We start from the raw sequence: 16,920 nt of genomic DNA on the forward strand, positions 1-16,920 counted from the left end.
TACAGGGGTATCGTCATATGCTTTGTGACATAACCTATGCGTTCTTGCGTTCACGTCATAGGTCGAAACACTAGGGATCAACTCACTTGGAAGAGCTTTCAGGACTGCCAAGTTCCTTAAGGAAGGCGGCATAGGCTTGGGGATTGCGATGGTTTTTGCCTGCTTGGACGATCAGCCCGTGGTATTCGCGCAGATCATTCAGTGGCCATTGATCAACCCGGATAAAATCCGCCTCGTACTCTTCGCCCTCCTGGTATGACCGCAAGGAGGCCCACCCCAGACCGTCCAACATCCGGCGTGCATAGGCGTCCCAGATGAAGCAGCACTGGCCGAAGGCATAGAGCCGTATGACATCCGCCGTCTCGCGTCCAACCCCGGCAATGGTGAGCAGGTCGTCACGCAGACCTTCATCCGCGCAGTCCTCCACATCGGCCGTGCGGATGCCGTGAGCCAGCAGCCACTGAGCCAGGGCCTTGCATGTGCGTGCCTTGGCCTTCATGAAGCCGCTTGATCTGATCAAGTTCGTCAGCCTTGCCAGATCGACGTCGGCCATGTTGCAGGGGTTGAGCAGATCGGCCTTGCGCAGCTGCTCGATGGACATGGCCGCGTTTCCCCAGGCCGTATGCTGGACCAGCACAGCTCCGATCATCATCTCGAAGTCGGTCTCTGCCGGCCACCAATTCTGCAATCCCAGACGAGCGAGCAAACGTGAATACAGCCACTTTGAGCAACCGGCATTTATCCTGCCTGAATTGCCCATAACGCCTCCACCAAACTACTTGACGCTTTTCATGGTAACAGCTGGCTCCAGCCGGTGCGGAGCGAGTCAGAGAATGGCAGGCGCCTGGGCGAAGTCAGTGATAGCGCCATCGGCCTCAGAGCGAATGGCATCCCAATCCTTGGCCGAAGACTGGTCGTACATGGCCCAGACCTTCATCCCAGCCCGCTTGGCGGAATCGACGGCGACCAAAAGATCCTCGAACACTGTGCATTGGTTGGGCGCGAAGCCCAGCATCCGTGAAGCCAACAGGTAGATTTCCGGTTCCTCCTTGCCGATGCTTTTGGCATCATCCACGCTGCAGACCTGGTCGAAACAATCGGTCATCCCAGCGTGCTTCAGAGCAGCCTGTCGCAGGCGCGGAGGGAGGCTGGTTGCCACAGCCAGAGCGGCACCGCTGGCTTTTAGCGCCTGCAGGTAATCGAGTGCATGTGGCTTGGGCTGCACAGCTGTGGCGTAGAGCAGGAGTGCGTCCTCGTTCCACTCCTCCACAAGATCTTCTGGGCGCTCGTCAAGGTGGAAGCGGTCGATGGTGTATCTGGCAATGGCACCGGTCTGCATGGAGGCCACTGCAGATGCGTAATCGTCCGGCATGGGGATGTTGCGACGAGCAAAGAAACGTTGGTCGATTTCCTCCCAGACTCCCATAGAATCCAAAAGTGTGCCGTCGAGATCGAAGATGGCGGCCTTGCCAATGTTGACTTTTATTCCATTTCCGCCCATGCCGCAAATTCTCCTATTCGCCGAAGTTATTCATAGTAGCATGATCTCGGATCAGGTCTGGCTAACTGGATTTGAGCCAATGTTCTCCCCGATCAGCCTTGGCTTCAGAAAAGTAGGTATATTCAACAGTTTAATATTGCCATGCAAGCTATTAACCTCAGCGATTGTCAATTATTTTGCGCTCAGCGAGCGAAAAGCACATAAAAGTTGAAGAATATATACAATATTGGTTGAAACAATGTTAGCATGCAAATACTAGAGAAAATCATCGAAAAAGGAGACTTATGGCTATTCAAGAAACAACAGCGGCTCTGGCTGATCCCCTGCGTCGTCGTGTGCTGGATCTTTTGGAGCAGGGCGGCATGGAGGCGGGACGCCTGGCCGAAAAACTGGGAATGACGCCATCCAAGCTGTCCTATCATCTGCGGAAGTTGAAAGAAGCAGACCTGATTGTCGGCCACAAGCAGGGCACCAGGGTCATCTACGAACTCAATCTGAGTGTGCTGGACAGCACTATTCAGTGGCTCTACCGCCTGCGGACCAGCGCCAGCGACAAGAGAAGTCTGCCCGAGCCGCGGACTGTGAGCAAGGAAACTGGTTCGACGACAGTTTCCGAGTCCTAAGGAGACTCTCATGGCGGATGGCAGCAAAGCGGGTCGGTTCGTCCCGACCCTTGTCGCGGCTCAGTGGTTGCCGGGGATAATCATGCTGGGCGTAAGCCGCATAGTGGTCAATCGTCTGCCGAATGAAAACGTCCCGCTTCATTGGAATGCACAGAACCAGGTGGATCGCTGGGGTTCTCCCCAGGAGCTGGTTTGGATGCCCTGCTTCTGCCTTGTCATTGCGCTGATTTGGACCATCCTCATGCTCGTCCTGCGCGCATATTTGATTAAACGTGGTGATGAAGCGGGACATACCTTAACCGTTTTTCTGCTGGGTGGGCTAGGCATGCAGATTGTTTTCGCTGTTATAGATACGTTCTCCATAGCCGCTGCCGATCCTCATTGGGACTGGTGGCCGACGGATTTCGGCATCGATAAAGTCGCCATGCTATTGACCGGTCTGATTCTAATAGTCATCGGCAATCTTGCTCCTAAAATCAGACCCAACGGCATCAGCGGTTTTCGAGTGCCAGGTGCCTACTCCAGCCGCGAGGCTTGGCGCCGTTGTCAGCAATTTGGCGGGGTGCTCTCCATGATTCTGGGCGTGGTCATGATCCTTGCTGCCCTGGCTTATGGCGGAGTCAGGCTCTATTGGACCTGTGGAACCGCTCTGGCAATCGTCCTTGTACTCATATGTGCCTATGGTTCATACGCGGGCAGAAAGTATGCCGGACAGGGAGGACCTGTCTACCACCATTAGTTCCTGTATGCAATGCGTGAGCTAAAAGAGACTGTAAATGACAGATCGGGATACAAGTAAGAACTTCCTGAGTTCGTTGAAGGACTCAAAGCTGATTTAGATCAAATCAAGTACCCACCAATACGGTCCTTCATCATCAGCATCATTTCACGAGCCAAGCTGCAACAGTCTGGACAGGCGATCTGCTCTCACCCTAGAAACTGTAATAACAGACACCGCACAAACCCTGTATTTCATTGCAACAAGGTTGAATGCATTCGAAATGAGGATGAAAGCAGTGCACTTCTATCGGGGGATTGTTGGTGATGTAAGAGCTTTCACATCACCTTTCTCATCTAATTACCCCAATAACGACCGGCTACACACCCGGCGATCTTCTGCGTGCACGCTATAAAATTCGTTTAGCTTTTAGTCAGTTTAGATCTCAGAGAAGTTCGTACGTCCTATTACCGAGTCATAGTCTTGCTTAGATTAAGGAATTCATATACGCCATCATTCGATTTTTGCATTTTAGAACCCATTATTTTAAATCCTGCGCCCTGATAAACTTTAATTGCACGTTTATTGAAGCTGGCTACTGAAAGAACAATAATTCTATAATTAAAATTATTCTGTATGAATTCTTCGATTCCTTTGACGAAATTTAATCCCAACCCGTGTCCAGTCAAATCCGGTCTCAATCCTAAACCAACTTCTACTTTTTCCTCTGAAAGCCTTTCCAAGCAAAAATAACCAACCAGTTCATCTTTATCATTCAAAACCTGGTAATACTTATTTCCCCGTAACTTCGGAGTGATTATCTCTTCAAGATCCTCTGGATCATTTTCCATATCATAAAAGTGGTATTGGCCACTATAGTGCCATTTTCTAGCGATCTGGTCTGCATTTGCCTGAGTTAAGTATGCTATTTTCTTAAATATCATATTTACTCCTTACTTAATGTGCAGACTCCGAATTAATATTAGTAGTAATAGTCAAGAGTTTTTGTTTAAGTAACCCAAAGGTTAATCAATAAAACCCGAACTGGGAGACAGACACAAATACTGTCAGCCAAGTTTGCATTGCGAGGCTATTGGAGTGAGATGATCGATGTGCTGCGCCCAATCTGCAGGGGTATGGAAAGGTCCCTGGGCTGACTTAAGAGCCGGGCTAGGGACCTTCTACCATCTTTATTTGCGCTTCTTTTTCTCGCGGATATGCACGGAGATCTGGATGGGAGTGCCCTCGAAGCCGAACTCCTCGCGCAGGCAGCGTTCCAGATAGCGGCGGTAGCCGTGCTCCAGAAAGCCGGTGGCGAAGATCACGAAACGCGGTGGCCTGGTGGAGGCCTGGGTGGCGAAGAGAATCCTTGGCTGCTTGCCGCCCCGCAGCGGATGCGGGTGTGCAGCCTGAACCTTGCCTAGGAAGGAGTTGAGCTTGCCGGTCGGTATGCGCTTGTCCCACGATTCCAGAGCGGTCCGCATGGCCCTGGCCAGCCGGTTGGTGTGCCAGCCGGTCTTCGCAGACAGGTTGACCCGCTCGGCCCAGGTGACCCGGTCGAACTCGGTCTGCCAGAGCCGCTCAAGACGCTGCCGACCGAAGTCGTCCAGCAGATCCCACTTGTTAAAGACCAGGACGATGGCCCGACCAGCATCCACGGCCTGGCTCATGACCTTCAAGTCCTGGTCGGCTATGGGTTGGGAGGCATCGAAGAGGATCAGTGCCAGTTCCGAGCGTTCGATGGCCGCCTGCGTGCGCAGGCTGGAGTAGTACTCGGCACCCGAAATCTTGTGCAGGCGGCGCTTGATGCCGGCGGTGTCGATGAAAAGCCAGTCCTCGCCGTCCACCTGTACCACCTCGTCGACCGGATCGCGGGTGGTGCCCGCCACATCGTGAACGACGGCCCGCTCCTCGTGAGCCAGCTGGTTGAGTAAGGAGGACTTGCCCACGTTGGGTCGTCCGACCAGGGCCACCCGGCGCAGACCCTCCGGGGTGAGGAATCCCGAGGTCTTCTCGGTCTTGCTGAGCTGTTCCAGCGCCGCATCCAGCAGGTCGCCTATCCCCCGGCCGTGCATGGCGGAGATGGCATAGGGTTCACCCAGCCCAAGCTTCCAGAATTCGGAAGCGGTGTAGTCGGCCATCCGATCATCCAGCTTGTTGACGGCCAGGACGACCGGCTTGCCCGCGGCTCGCAGCATGGTGACGATCCGTTCGTCGCTGGCGGTCAGCCCCACCTGGCCATCCACGACCAGAATGACGGCATCAGCCAGTGATACGGCTACCTGCGCTTGGGATGCGATGGCGGATTCGATGCCCTCCACATCGCTCTCCCAGCCGCCAGTATCTACCAGCTTGAATTGGGTGCCTGCCCACTCGGCCTCGTAGCTGACCCGGTCCCTGGTAACGCCAGGGGTGTCCTCGACCACAGCGGCACGGCGTCCGAGAATCCTGTTGACCAGGGTGGACTTGCCCACGTTGGGCCTTCCCACCACGGCCAGAACGCCTACGGCCTTGGGACCATGGTCCTGGTCATCCTGGTCCTGGGAGCCGCCCTCCAGCAGGGCGCGGTCCTCTTCGTCCAGCTCATAGTCGTCCAGGTTCCGGGCGTACTCGTCGTAGGAGTCCTCCTCCATGGCCGAGGAGACCAGATCGATCAGGACCTGCAGGGTCTGCTCGAAGGTCAGATCGGAGTTGTCCACGGTGGTCACCCCGTCAGCGGCGCTCATGAAGGAAGTGACTTTGGAATCCCGGGCATCCCGGGCAGCCAGATCCTCGGCACCGGCTGACCCGGACTGGGCTTGGCCGCTGCGGCGGGCCTGGCGGACCTCCTCACGGGCTGTCAGCAGCACACGGACCTGGGCATCCGGAGCCACCACCGTGGTGATGTCCCGTCCTTCGGCCACCACACCCCGCTCCTGGTCGGCCATAATGGCTCGCTGAGCGGCGATGAGGACATGTCGCACAGCTGGAATCGAAGAGACCATGGAGACGTGTTCGGATACCTCGGTGGAGCGTATCGCTTCATCCACGTCACGGTCGTCCAGGCTGACTCTGGGATGTTCGGGGTCCAGTCCCATGACCAGGTGGCCGCCTGTGATGGAATCGGCAACGGCTTCAGTGATCGCCTCCTGGTCGGGTTGATCCGCGTCCAGGTCCAGCCCTCGGTCCATGCACCAGAGGGTGACCGCCCGGTACATGGCGCCCGTGTCCAGGTAGGCTAGACCGAAATGCTTGGCCAGAGCCCGCGAGGTGGAGGACTTGCCTACGCCTGCCGGGCCATCGATGGCGACGGTGATCACAGTCCGACCTCCTTATCCAGGGCCTTGATCTCGGTAGCGGAGAGCACTCGGTAGGAGCCCGGGCGGATCTCGCCCAGCCGGATGGGGCCGATCTGGGTGCGCACCAGCCGGGTCACCGGGTAGCCGATGGCGCCGAAGATGCGCCGAACTATCCGGTTTTTGCCCGAGTGCAGGACCACCTTGACGATGGTGTGCTCTCGGTTGTGGTCGATGATGGCGCAATGGTCCAAACGAATCAGGCCGTCGTCCAGCTCTACACCCTGGGTGACCAGCCGTCGGCAGACATTGCCGCCAATATGGCCGCTGAGTGTAGCGATATAGGTCTTCTCCACCTCGTAACGCGGGTGCATGACGTGCTGAGCCAGCTCCCCGTCGTCGGTCATGAGGATCAGGCCCTCGGAGTCATAGTCCAGCCTGCCCATGTGGAAGACCCGCTCGTAGCGGTCCCCGATGATGTCGCGCAAGGTGAACCGGCCCTTGGGGTCGTCCATGGTCGAAAGGACCTTGCGAGGCTTGTTCAGGGCCAGGGTGACGTGCTTGTCGTTCAGATGGATGCGGGATCCATCCACGCGGATCTGCTGGTGGGAGGGGTCAACCCGGCTGCCCAAGGTGGTGACCAGCTCGCCGTCGACCTCGACCCTGCCCTGGGTGATGATCTGTTCGCATTTGCGACGAGAGCCGAATCCGGCCTGGGCCAGCACCTTCTGGAGGCGGATGCCCTCCTCCCGCTGTTCGTGCGCTCTGATCGCCTGTGTGTATGGATGTGGCATCGTTCTCCCAACGTGGCCTGATGGATATGTAACGGATACCGTTCTGAGCGACCGTAGCCGCCGAAAGGTCATATCATACTATATCGGAGCCTAGGGAAGTGTTGTTGGCTTGCCCTAAGCTAGAAACTGTTGTTGTTCATTGTTGTCGAAGGGATTGCAAGGTGGGGAACATGACTATGGAAGCAAGTGCTGAACCGGTTCTCGAACAGGCCGACGGGCAGGTTGCCGCAAAGCCCGTCCGCAGGCGGATCAGACCTCGTGATGTTCGTTGGATTCGTGCGGCCGCAGAGCTGGTGGGCACCTTCTTGATCTGCGCGGTCATCTACCTGTCCTACAGCTTCGGCCAGCTGGTCATGGGCCAGCCAAGCGTGGTGCTGCCGGTCCTGGGAACCGCTCTGACCTACCTGGCCGTGACGGCCATGCTGGGCGGCGTCTCCGGTGGACACTTCAATCCCGCCGTGACCGTGGCCGCCATGTTCACCTCACAGATCAGCATGGTGGACGGACTGATCTACATCGTCGCCCAGGTGATCGGTGCTATTGGCGCCGGTGCGATCGCCGTCGCCCTTATTCCGGTCAGCAAGTCCGTGCCGGACAGGACCTGGCTCATGTTCTCTGTCAACGGTTTTTCCGGTGGTTCGCCTGCTGCAGCCACCCTGGGCCAGCAACACATCGCCTTCGGGGCGCCCATGGCCATCGTGGCTGAGCTGATCGGATGCATAATCGTGGTGGCTGCGGCCATCACCACCCTGCGCTCTGACGGCCGCGCACGTCGCAACCATGCCCTCTATACCGGGCTGGCCTATGGTGTCGGCGTGCTGGTCACCTACCCCATCACCTGCTCGGGACTGAACCCGGCTCGCTCCACTGGCATCGCCATCTTCGCCCAGTCCAAGCACATGGCCGTCAGCCCGATTTCGCAACTCTGGCTCTTCTGGATCTGCCCCCTGCTGGCTGCCTCTCTGGTGGCGTTGGTCATCATCATGACCAACATCGTCACCGACAATATGGCCTTGCGCGCCATGGGCACCGCTACTGATGCCCAGCCAGTTGCACAGGCAGGTGCAGATGCTCAAGCACAAACACAACCTGAAGCCTTTGCCGCGACCGGTGTCCAGACTCAGGCGGGCGCTGAAGCACAGGTTGATGCCTTTACTGCCTCGGGTGTCCAGGCTCAGGATCAATCGACCCAGGCATCTCCTGCACCGATTCAAAACGCTCCTGCAGACACCACGGCTCAGACTGTTGATGTATCGGCTCTCTCCGATGTCGATGCTGGCCAAGATGCCAATTCAGGCAAGAATGCTGAGGGTGGCCAGGATGATGTTGCCCCTGCCGATGCAGGAACCATTCCCGATCTTCAGGTAGAGCCCCTTCGCACTGCATCTAAAACAGAAGACGGTGACAAGGCATCCAAAAACAAGCCCACTGAAAACTGAACCACCGAGGACCGAAAAGCCTGAAAGGGGTCACAGCAACAGCTGAATGCTGAAGTAGGTGACCAGAAGGCCGATGCCCAGGGCGATGCTGATGAAGGCATCGAAGGGTACTGATCGAACCTTCCAAGGGCTGCGATCCTTGAGAGTCAGACGCAGAGCGCCACAAACCAGGGCCGCGACGGACACTAGTCCAGTTGCGGCCCAGGTGTATCCGAGGAAGGCCACGAGCGCGGCAATCAGCACCACCAGAAAGATGATGCCCTCACAGATAGGACGACCCTCCTGAGCCTCCGAGACGAAGGGATGGCCTCGACCAGATGACTTGGACGGCTGCGGGGGCTTGAGATCCGGGTTCTCGGCCTTATCTGCGTCTGCCATGCTCCCCAGTTTGCGCATTCGCGACGACCTCCATTTGTTGCTGCACTTGATCTGCCGGTTCGAGCCTACCAGCGCCGCTGACGCAAAGCGACCGTGCCGCCATCGCTCTTGGACGATGACGACACGGTCGCTGTTTCAACAAGAAGCCGGAGCAGTCGAATCAGTTCTTGTGCTGGAAAATCAGATGCTCGTTGGCGAAGGTGTCGAAGCCCAGGCTGTAGAGCTCGCGGCCGTAGCCAGAGTTCTTGATGCCGCCGAAGGGCAGCTCAGGCATGGTAACCCATCCGCCGTTGATGAAGGTCATGCCGGTCTCGATGCGACGTGCCAGAGCATCCGCATGGTCAGTATCCGAGGAGAAGACCACACCGCCCAGGCCGTAGCTGGAGTCATTGGCCAGTTCAATGGCCTCATCCTCGTTGGCCACCTTGTAAATGGATGCCACAGGGCCGAACATCTCCTGGTTGTATACAGGGTTGTTGCGGTCGATGTCCGTCAGAACCGTCGGGGTGAAGAAGGCCCCCGGCGAATCGTAGGGCTTGTTGCCGTAGGCGACCTTGGCTCCACCGGCCACGGCGCTTTCGACCTGCTTTGCCAGGTTGTCGCGGGCGGAGACCATACACATGGGTGCCAGCGTGGTTTCGGGGTTGCTGGGATCGCCCAGAACCGCATGCGAGAAAGCATCGACGATGAGCGAGACAAAGTCATCGTAGTGCTTCTCCGTGACGATGAAGCGCTTGGAGGAAGTGCAGACCTGGCCGGCGTTCATCAGCCTGGCACTTGGGGCTACCTTCTTGAGCAGATCCCAGTCAGCGTCATCCAGGACGATGAAGACGTCGTTGCCGCCCAGCTCCATGGAGGACTTCTTCAGGTTGGCTCCAGCCGACTTGGCCACGGAGGCACCACCGCGCTCCGACCCCGTCAGGGCCACGCCTGAGACGCGGGGATCGGCGATGGCATGGTCCACCTGCTTATAGTTGACGAAGAGGTTGGTCAGGCTCCCCTCGGGGGCTCCTGCTTCTCTTACGGTCTGCTCGAAGGCCACAGCCGAGCCGGGCACGTTGGAGGCGTGCTTGAGGATCATGGGGTTGCCCAGAATGAAGTTTGGGGCGAACACGCGCATGATCTGGTAGTAGGGGAAGTTCCAAGGCTCGACCATGAACACGATGCCGGTGGCCTGCTTGACGTAGTAGGCCTTGCCAGCGGGGTTGTCCAGGGGGACGGGAGCCAGCAGCTCCTCGGCGTGGTCGGCGAAGTAGTCGGCGATGTCTGCGCACAACTCCACCTCGGCGCGGGCCTCACCCACCAGCTTGCCCATGTCCAGGGTCAGGTTGGCAGCCAGGGTGTCCTCGTTCTGGCGGAAGAGTTTGGCGACCTGACGCAGTTGTGTGGGACGGTCTCCGGGGCCTTCTTGCTTGCGCCAGGTCTTGTAGAGGTCATGGCCGCGGGCCAGGGCATTCTCCAGGTCCTCGTCGGTGGCATCTGGATAGGTCTTGACCAGTTGATTGTTAAAAGGATTGACTGTCTGATAGGTCACAATATCTCCTTTGAATTATGAGTACCTAGTCAGCATCATCGCTGCTCAGTTCATTCAGCATAGCACCGTATTGGACCCCGCGGTCAAGGATTTTGTCGTAGGGCGACATTTGACCGCGGGGTCCGGTTTTATCAGTGGAAGAAGTGGCGGGTTCCGGTCAGATACATGGTCAGATCGGCATCCTGGGCGGCCTTGATCACCTCGGGATCACGGATGGACCCTCCCGGCTGTACCACGGCCCTGATGCCGGCCTGGATCAGGTACTCCAGACCATCGGCGAAGGGGAAGAAGGCATCGGAAGCGGCCACTGAGCCCTTGGCCCGGTTACGGCCTTCATCCAGAGTATTGGCCCGCTCGACTGCTAGGTGGCTGGAGTCCACCCTGTTGACCTGGCCCATGCCGATACCCACAGTGGCTCCTTGGTTGGCCAGGAGCACGGCGTTGGACTTTACGGAGCGGATGGCGCGCCAGGCGAAGGTCAAATCATCCATGGTCGCCTGGTCGGCGGGGTTGCCGGAGACCAGACGCCAGGTGGAGGGATTGTCGCCAGGGGTGTCAATCAGGTCGGGCGTCTGGACTAGTGCTCCCCCGTCGATGGGACGGATGACCGGGCGCTGACGCGGGCGACGTTGTACAGACAGGATGCGCAGGTTCTTCTTAGTCCGCAGCAGGTCAAGGGCCTCGGGCTCATAGCCTGGTGCCACAATCACCTCGGTGAAGACCGGCTTGATCTGCTGGGCCATGGCCAGGGTGACTGTGCGGTTGGCGGCGATGACCCCGCCATAGGCGCTCATGGGGTCGCAGGCGTGGGCCCGGCGGTGGGCCTGGGCGATGTCCTCACCCACGGCAAGACCGCAGGGGTTGGAGTGCTTGATTACGGCCACTGCGGGCAGGTCGGGGAAGTCCCAGACCGAGCGCCAGGCGGAATCCGCATCTACATAATTGTTGTAGCTCATTTCCTTGGCCCCGCCCAGGTGCTCTGCCGCAGCGAAGCCGTCCCGGTCCAACGGGTCCAGGTAGAGGGCGGCCTTCTGGTGAGGGTTCTCCCCGTAGCGCAGCTGGCTGGCTAGACGCCAGGTGTGAGTCAACGTCTGGGCTGGTTTCTGATCCTCTACCTTGTCCTGATTGTCGTCAACCCATGTGTGTGCTGTCCACTCGGCGATGGCCGCATCATAGGAGGCGGTCAGGGCGAAGGCTTTTGCAGCCAAGCGTGCGCGTTCGGCCAGGCTGAAACCGGTGCCTGAAGCAATGCGCTCGGCGGCTAGAGCATAGTCGTCCGCGTCGGTGATCACAGCTACGCTGGCATGGTTCTTGGCTGCGGCCCGGATCATGGCAGGGCCTCCGATGTCGATGCGCTCCAAGCACTGGTCAGCATTTGCACCATCAAGGACGGTCTGCTCGAAGGGGTAGAGGTTGACCACTACCAGGTCGAAGGGGGCGATGCCCAAGTCTTTGAGCTGCTGGACATGGTCGGGGTTGGTCATGTCGGCCAGCAGACCGGCGTGGATGTGCGGATCCAGGGTTTTGACCCGGCCGTCAAAGCTTTCAGGAAAGCCGGTGACCTTTTCCACCGGGGTGACATGGACACCCAGATCCTGCAGCTTCTTTGCGGTGCTGCCGGTGGAGATGACCTCGGTGCCTGCCTGGCGGAAGGCCGATGCCAGGGCCTCAAGTCCCTGCTTGTGGTAGACCGAGACCAGTGCTCGGTTGATGGTTCGATTCGTGGTGACCATGGAAACTCCTACTCCTATGCTTGAATGCCGAGGCGCCCTGCCACCCTCGGATCTATTTGCCTGGTCTGCGGGTGGACGAGATCTGTCGTGGTGTGTCTGCTCGGTCGGTTGCTTTGGGCTCCTTTCCCTCCTGACCGCGTGATTGGTTTTGTTTTTCCTTGTTTCCCGCCTTGGCGGAAGTTTTTCTGTGGTCTGCCTGGCGCAGATAGTCGAGCAGGGCGTCCTTGATGATGACTAGGGCGGCGAGGATGAGGGGCAGCAGCCATACTCCCAGCAGGCCAACCCCCAGGGAGGTTCCGATCATGCGTAGCGAGGAGGCAATGGGCACGCCCACCCCGGCCAGTCGCTGGCGGCCCAGAGCCCCGTTGGAGAGTTGGAAAAGCAGGGCAAGACCGAGCAGGTTGACCAGCCAGGTCAGGGCCATTGCCAGGGTTGCGATAAGGAAGCAGACTGCGGTATCTCGGGATTTTAACCCTGCTTGACGCACGGCGGCATGAATTCTGACTCCCCAGGGACCGGTCAGCAATAGAATGCCGGCAACAACTCCCGCCAGCAGAGGCAGGTTGAGCAGGATCAGACGAACCTCCTGCCGGGAAACGGGCTCTGGGAAAAGTCCAAAGAGGGGCAGCGAGGGCAGACTGGAGGCGTGGCCCGACCAAAGGGTGAAGGTGGCCAGCCTGCCGATGTTGAAACCGTTTCCGAAGAGCCAGGAGACAGCCCAGATGATCAGGTTGGGCAGCCAGACCAGGGATGCCAGACTGGTCATCACAGCCGAGGCAGTGCCCATACGCGTCAGTTTAAACAGGCGGCCCACATCTCCGTGATAGAGGGCGATCCAGACAACCACGGTGATCATACCGGCAACCAGCATGACTGCCAAGAGTATCGCGCCGGCCGTAAGTCCAAGCCTGATGGTCATGCGGACCTGGACTGGCAGGGTTTCTTTGATGAGTTTGGCAAAAGCCTGACGGAAAGGTTCAGAGCGAACCCAGGCCCAGCCGTAACCCAGCAGAAAGACTAGGCTGGTGCGCAGAAGAATAACCGTGGTGGTGTCGACCTGAATGGTCTGGCTACCCTGCATGAGGATGAGGCTGCACAGCAACCAGACTACCAAGCCGGCAATGCAGCCACCTACAGACATGCCCATGCGGCCGACCAGAGTACGGATTATCCATATCAGCAGGCCAGTCAGCAGCAGGGGGATGATGGTTAGGGTCAGGGCTCCGGCTGTGAACCCGCAGCCCTGGGTGAGCAGAGTGATCGTTTCTGTCAGGGCCACGGTGGCCATTGACAGGGATGGCCCGCCCTCCTCGATGGAAATGATGAGCAGGAGCAGGGCCATGCATGCACCGAGGGCGACGGTGTAGATAAGTATGGCTAGGAAGGCCTCTAGGGCCCCCCGGAGCCATACTTTTACCCTGTCGGTCATATGATGGCATGCTCCCGTAGCAGATCGCGGGCAAGCTGGGCAGTCTCGCCGGGTGTGGTGCCCACCTTGATGCCGACGGACTCTAGCACTTTCTTCTTGTCAGCGGCTGTGCCCTTGCCGCCCGAGATGATGGCTCCGGCGTGGCCCATCTGCCTGCCCTCCGGGGCGGTAAAGCCGGCGATGTAAGCCACGATGGGCTTGGTCATGTGGGTGGAGGCCCAATGGGCTGCCTCCTGTTCGGCCGAGCCGCCGATTTCGCCGATCATGACACAGGCCTTGGTCTCAGGATCTTTGTTGAAGGCTTGCAGAGCCTCTAGCATGGTGGTTCCCACGATGGGGTCGCCGCCAATGCCCAGGCAGGCGGTGAAGCCTATAGAGGACAACTCCCCCATGAGCTGATAGGTCAGGGTACCGGACTTGGAGACCAGGCCAAGCGGGCCTCGACCGGCGATGCCCTGCGGGATGATGCCCAGGTCTACGCCGACGCCGTTGGGCCGGCCAGACATGGTCATCAGTCCTGGGCAGTTGGGACCGACGATGCGGCAGCCGCGTTCCCTGGCCAGGGCCACGCAGTATGCGGTATCGGCCACAGGAATGCCCTCGGTGATTACCACGATTAGGGTGATGCCGGCCTCGATGGCCTCGACCATGGCATCCTTGGCGAATCTGGGCGGGACGAATACCACCGAGGTACGTGCTCCGGTCGCCTTGCACGCTGTTGCACAATCGGCGTATACGGGCACATGACGGGCCTGACCATTCGGACCGTCGAAATCCACCGTCATTCCGGCCTTACGGGCATTGACTCCGGCCAAGATATTGGTGCCGGCCGCCATCATGCGGGCCGTGTGAACCATGCCCTGGTGACCGGTCATGCCCTGGACCATAACGGGGGCGCCGTCCTCGATGAAGAGGGTCATCGTCCCGTCTCCTTTCCTGCCTGAGCGGCCAGGGCCACGGCCTGGTCTGCCGCCTCCTCCATGGTGCGGGCCACCTTGAGCCGAGGTTGCTGGGCCTTGGCCAGCAGGTCCAGTCCCTCTGCAGCCTCATTGCCGTCGAAGCGGACCACAATGGGCTGGTCGCCGTATTGGTCTTGCTTGCCTGCAGCATCCACGGCTGCCAGGATGCCCTGGGCTACCTGCTGGCAAGAGGTGATACCTCCATAAACGTTGACCATGACCGAACGAACCTGGGGGTCGGAGAGGATCACATCCAGGCTGGTGCGCATGACCTCTGGAGAGGCACCGCCACCGATGTCCAAGAAGTTAGCCGGTCCAATAGGAACACCCTGTCGGCGTCCTGACCCGGCGACCGCATCCAAGGAGCTCATGACCAGTCCTGCACCGTTGCCGATGACACCCACCTGGCCGTCAAGATGGACATAGTGCAGGCCTGCGGCCTTGGCCTTGGCTTCCAAGGGATCCACCTGTGCAGGGTCCGTGAAGCGTTTCCAACCGTCGTGTCGGAAGGCTGCGTTCCCGTCTAGGGAGATCTTGGCATCGAGGGCGTCCAGATGCTTGGTGGCCTCGTCATCCGGGTCGCCCACCTTGGCCAAGGGGTTGATCTCGACCAGGGTCGCGTCGCTGTCCTGGAAGGTGTGCCACATGCCTAAAAGTATCTGTGTGGCTTGCTCCAGATCTGCGTGGTAGAAGCCGATGCGCTCGGCCATGGTGCGGGCGGCCTGCCTGTCGAAATCCTCCAGAGGGCCGATGTGCAGGCGCCGGACTGATTCGGGGTGCTCGCGGGCGATGGTCTCCACCTCGGTGCCACCGCTGGCCGTGGCCAGGACATCGTAGTCCCGGGAGGTGCGGTCCACTGAGATGGACAGGTAATACTCGTGCAGGATATTGCGGGCTTCGGTAACCAGGATTCCGCTGACCGGATGGCCGTCAATGTTCATGGGCAGGATGGCCTCGGCCAGAGACACAGCCTGCCCGTGGTTCTCTGCTCGCTTGACGGCGCCTGCCTGTCCCCTGTGCCCGATGGTGGCTTGGCCTTTGATCATGCAGGGGTAGCCGATGACGTCGGCTGCCTGGCCGGCCTCTTCTGCCGTTGAGGCATAGACAGCCCTTGGCTGGGAGATGCCATGCTCAGCGAGCAGCTGCCTGGCCTGATATTCATACAAATCCATGGTGATGGTCCCCCAATCGTGCTCAGGCGGGCATGTTCATCAGGCAGGTGACCGGGTAGGCACCCAGGGCCTTGCGGCCGTTCAGACCATTGAGTTCCATAACGAAGCTGAAACCGGCCACCTGGCCTCCAGCCTGCTCCACCAGACGTGCAGCTGCCTGGGCGGAACCGCCTGTGGCGATCAGGTCGTCCACTATCAGGACTCGCTGGCCTGGTTGGAGGCAGCCCTGCTCGATTTCGATGCGGGCGTTGCCGTATTCAAGTGAGTATTCCTGGCTATATGTGGGTTCGGGCAGCTTGCCGGCCTTGCGCATAGGCAGGAAGCCCTTGCCAAGGTCGCAGGCCAGCTGAGGGCCGATCAGAAAGCCGCGGGCCTCAAGCCCGGCTACCAGGTCGAAGTCCTCTGGCTTGACAGGCAGGGTGCGCTTCATGGCGTCGAGGACGATGGCCAATCCTCTGGGGTCCGACATGGCAGGGATGAAGTCCCTGAAAAGGATCCCTTTCTTGGGAAAGTCCGGAATGGTACGGATCAATGAGATCAGATAAGCGGCGTCGTCATCGCCCACCTGCTTAAGTTTTCCAACCTTGATATCGTCCGATTGAGCCATGATCTTCTTTCTGTCTTGCTCCTTGGGAGTGGTTGCCGGGGCCATCATACGCGCACCGGGTTTCCGTTCAGAGTCAGCCTGACTGAAGGTGTGGCGCGCGTATGATGTTCAGGACTTGCCGGAAGTCGAATCTGAAGCCTTGGAAGCCTTGGAGTCCTTAGAGGCGTCAGGATCCTTGGACGCATCCGGTTCATCAGCGTCGTCGGACTTTTCCGCAGTCTCTGCCGTGTCTGATTCGTTCTTCGGCTCCGGCTCGGTACCCGGCTTGGCTTCGGCCTTATCCGTACCCTCTGAGGCAGCAAAGTTCTGTGTGGCAGTATCGTCGGCTAAGGTTTCTTCATCATCTGCATTGTCATCGTCTTCAGCGGCGGTGACCTCGACTGGGGCATCCGCATCCTCGGAGTGGCCTTCAACCTGCTCAGGCAGGGGGTTGCCGTTTTCGTCAACCTCGTCGTCGTGAACGTAAGCGGGGACGATTGGTGGCCTGGTGATGGCCTGGATGCGCCAGCGGGACTGCGAACCTTCGGAGTCGATGACTACCTGCTCCTTTTCCAGGTCGACTGAGACGACCTTGCCCAGAAGACCGGTGGTGGTGGCTACCTCGTCACCGGGCTGCAGGGACTGACGGAAGTCCTGGACGGCGGCCTGCTGCTGCTTGCTCTTGCGGGAGCTTCCCCACATCATGGCGATCATCAGGGCGATGATGACGATCATGAAAATCATGGATCCCATGGTTGTTTCCACTCCTTGTTTCGGCG

General features: G+C 59.0%; 16 protein-coding genes. 3 read left to right on the forward strand and 13 right to left on the reverse strand.

The genetic code is table 11. The features are described 5' to 3' along the window. Positions 1-82: 82 nt before the first annotated feature. A complete protein-coding gene (locus tag ACVWNW_RS08800) occupies positions 83-706 on the reverse strand; it encodes an endonuclease III domain-containing protein (protein ID WP_454482278.1) in 624 nt (207 codons plus the stop codon). A 120-nt stretch (positions 707-826) separates the two neighbouring features. Then, entirely contained in the window at positions 827-1,501 is a 675-nt protein-coding gene (locus ACVWNW_RS08805) for an HAD family hydrolase (RefSeq protein ID WP_261254367.1), read from the reverse strand. Between the two features lie 284 nt (positions 1,502-1,785). On the opposite strand from ACVWNW_RS08805, the gene ACVWNW_RS08810 reads away from it, so the two are divergent. Further along, the gene (locus ACVWNW_RS08810; protein WP_045924406.1) at positions 1,786-2,124 is read left to right on the forward strand and encodes a metalloregulator ArsR/SmtB family transcription factor; all 339 of its coding nucleotides are present in this window, start codon (positions 1,786-1,788) and stop codon (positions 2,122-2,124) included. A gap of 10 nt (positions 2,125-2,134) precedes the next feature. After that, positions 2,135-2,863 carry an SdpI family protein gene (locus tag ACVWNW_RS08815; RefSeq protein WP_454482281.1) on the forward strand — a complete coding sequence of 243 codons (729 nt, stop codon included), beginning with the start codon at positions 2,135-2,137 and terminating at the stop codon, positions 2,861-2,863. Positions 2,864-3,309: 446 nt separating this feature from the next. Here ACVWNW_RS08815 and ACVWNW_RS08820 read toward each other — a convergent pair whose 3' ends face one another. From ACVWNW_RS08820 to ACVWNW_RS08830, 3 genes are all read right to left on the reverse strand, one after another. Continuing rightward, positions 3,310-3,786: a GNAT family N-acetyltransferase gene (locus tag ACVWNW_RS08820; RefSeq protein WP_454482283.1), complete on the reverse strand. Its 477-nt coding sequence runs from the start codon at positions 3,784-3,786 to the stop codon at positions 3,310-3,312. 246 nt (positions 3,787-4,032) lie between these two features. Further along, positions 4,033-6,141 (reverse strand): bifunctional cytidylate kinase/GTPase Der, encoded by a 2,109-nt coding sequence (der, locus tag ACVWNW_RS08825; protein ID WP_454482285.1) that lies wholly within the window; start codon positions 6,139-6,141, stop codon positions 4,033-4,035. After that, entirely contained in the window at positions 6,138-6,911 is a 774-nt protein-coding gene (locus ACVWNW_RS08830) for a pseudouridine synthase (RefSeq protein ID WP_144177075.1), read from the reverse strand. The genes der and ACVWNW_RS08830 overlap by 4 nt, the downstream gene beginning before the upstream one ends. Before the next feature lie 170 nt (positions 6,912-7,081). On the opposite strand from ACVWNW_RS08830, the gene ACVWNW_RS08835 reads away from it, so the two are divergent. Further along, on the forward strand, positions 7,082-8,350 hold the full coding sequence (locus tag ACVWNW_RS08835; RefSeq protein WP_454482287.1) for an MIP/aquaporin family protein: 1,269 nt from the start codon (positions 7,082-7,084) through the stop codon (positions 8,348-8,350). 30 nt (positions 8,351-8,380) lie between these two features. On the opposite strand, the gene ACVWNW_RS08840 is transcribed toward ACVWNW_RS08835, so the two are convergent. The 8 genes from ACVWNW_RS08840 to ACVWNW_RS08875 all read right to left on the reverse strand — a co-directional run bounded on the left by ACVWNW_RS08840 (position 8,381) and on the right by ACVWNW_RS08875 (position 16,894). Further along, the gene (locus ACVWNW_RS08840) at positions 8,381-8,728 is read right to left on the reverse strand and encodes a hypothetical protein (protein WP_046323764.1); all 348 of its coding nucleotides are present in this window, start codon (positions 8,726-8,728) and stop codon (positions 8,381-8,383) included. 160 nt (positions 8,729-8,888) lie between these two features. After that, positions 8,889-10,262, reverse strand: a complete 1,374-nt coding sequence (locus tag ACVWNW_RS08845; RefSeq protein ID WP_454482289.1) for an NAD-dependent succinate-semialdehyde dehydrogenase — start codon at positions 10,260-10,262, stop codon at positions 8,889-8,891. A 131-nt stretch (positions 10,263-10,393) separates the two neighbouring features. Continuing rightward, the gene (gene purH, locus ACVWNW_RS08850; protein WP_454482291.1) at positions 10,394-11,995 is read right to left on the reverse strand and encodes a bifunctional phosphoribosylaminoimidazolecarboxamide formyltransferase/IMP cyclohydrolase; all 1,602 of its coding nucleotides are present in this window, start codon (positions 11,993-11,995) and stop codon (positions 10,394-10,396) included. A 52-nt stretch (positions 11,996-12,047) separates the two neighbouring features. Next, complete coding sequence (locus ACVWNW_RS08855) at positions 12,048-13,424, reverse strand: cell division protein PerM (RefSeq protein ID WP_454482293.1); 1,377 nt, start codon at positions 13,422-13,424, stop codon at positions 12,048-12,050. Continuing rightward, a complete protein-coding gene (gene sucD, locus ACVWNW_RS08860; protein WP_144177084.1) occupies positions 13,421-14,344 on the reverse strand; it encodes a succinate--CoA ligase subunit alpha in 924 nt (307 codons plus the stop codon). Before sucD ends, ACVWNW_RS08855 begins: the two co-directional genes overlap by 4 nt. Continuing rightward, a complete protein-coding gene (sucC, locus tag ACVWNW_RS08865; protein ID WP_144177086.1) occupies positions 14,341-15,555 on the reverse strand; it encodes an ADP-forming succinate--CoA ligase subunit beta in 1,215 nt (404 codons plus the stop codon). Before sucC ends, sucD begins: the two co-directional genes overlap by 4 nt. Positions 15,556-15,577: 22 nt before the next feature. After that, on the reverse strand, positions 15,578-16,162 hold the full coding sequence (locus ACVWNW_RS08870) for an adenine phosphoribosyltransferase (protein WP_144177088.1): 585 nt from the start codon (positions 16,160-16,162) through the stop codon (positions 15,578-15,580). A gap of 108 nt (positions 16,163-16,270) precedes the next feature. Then, entirely contained in the window at positions 16,271-16,894 is a 624-nt protein-coding gene (locus ACVWNW_RS08875) for a preprotein translocase subunit YajC (protein ID WP_144177090.1), read from the reverse strand. Positions 16,895-16,920 lie beyond the last annotated feature (26 nt).

The organism is Bifidobacterium sp. JNUCC 75 (assembly GCF_054819865.1).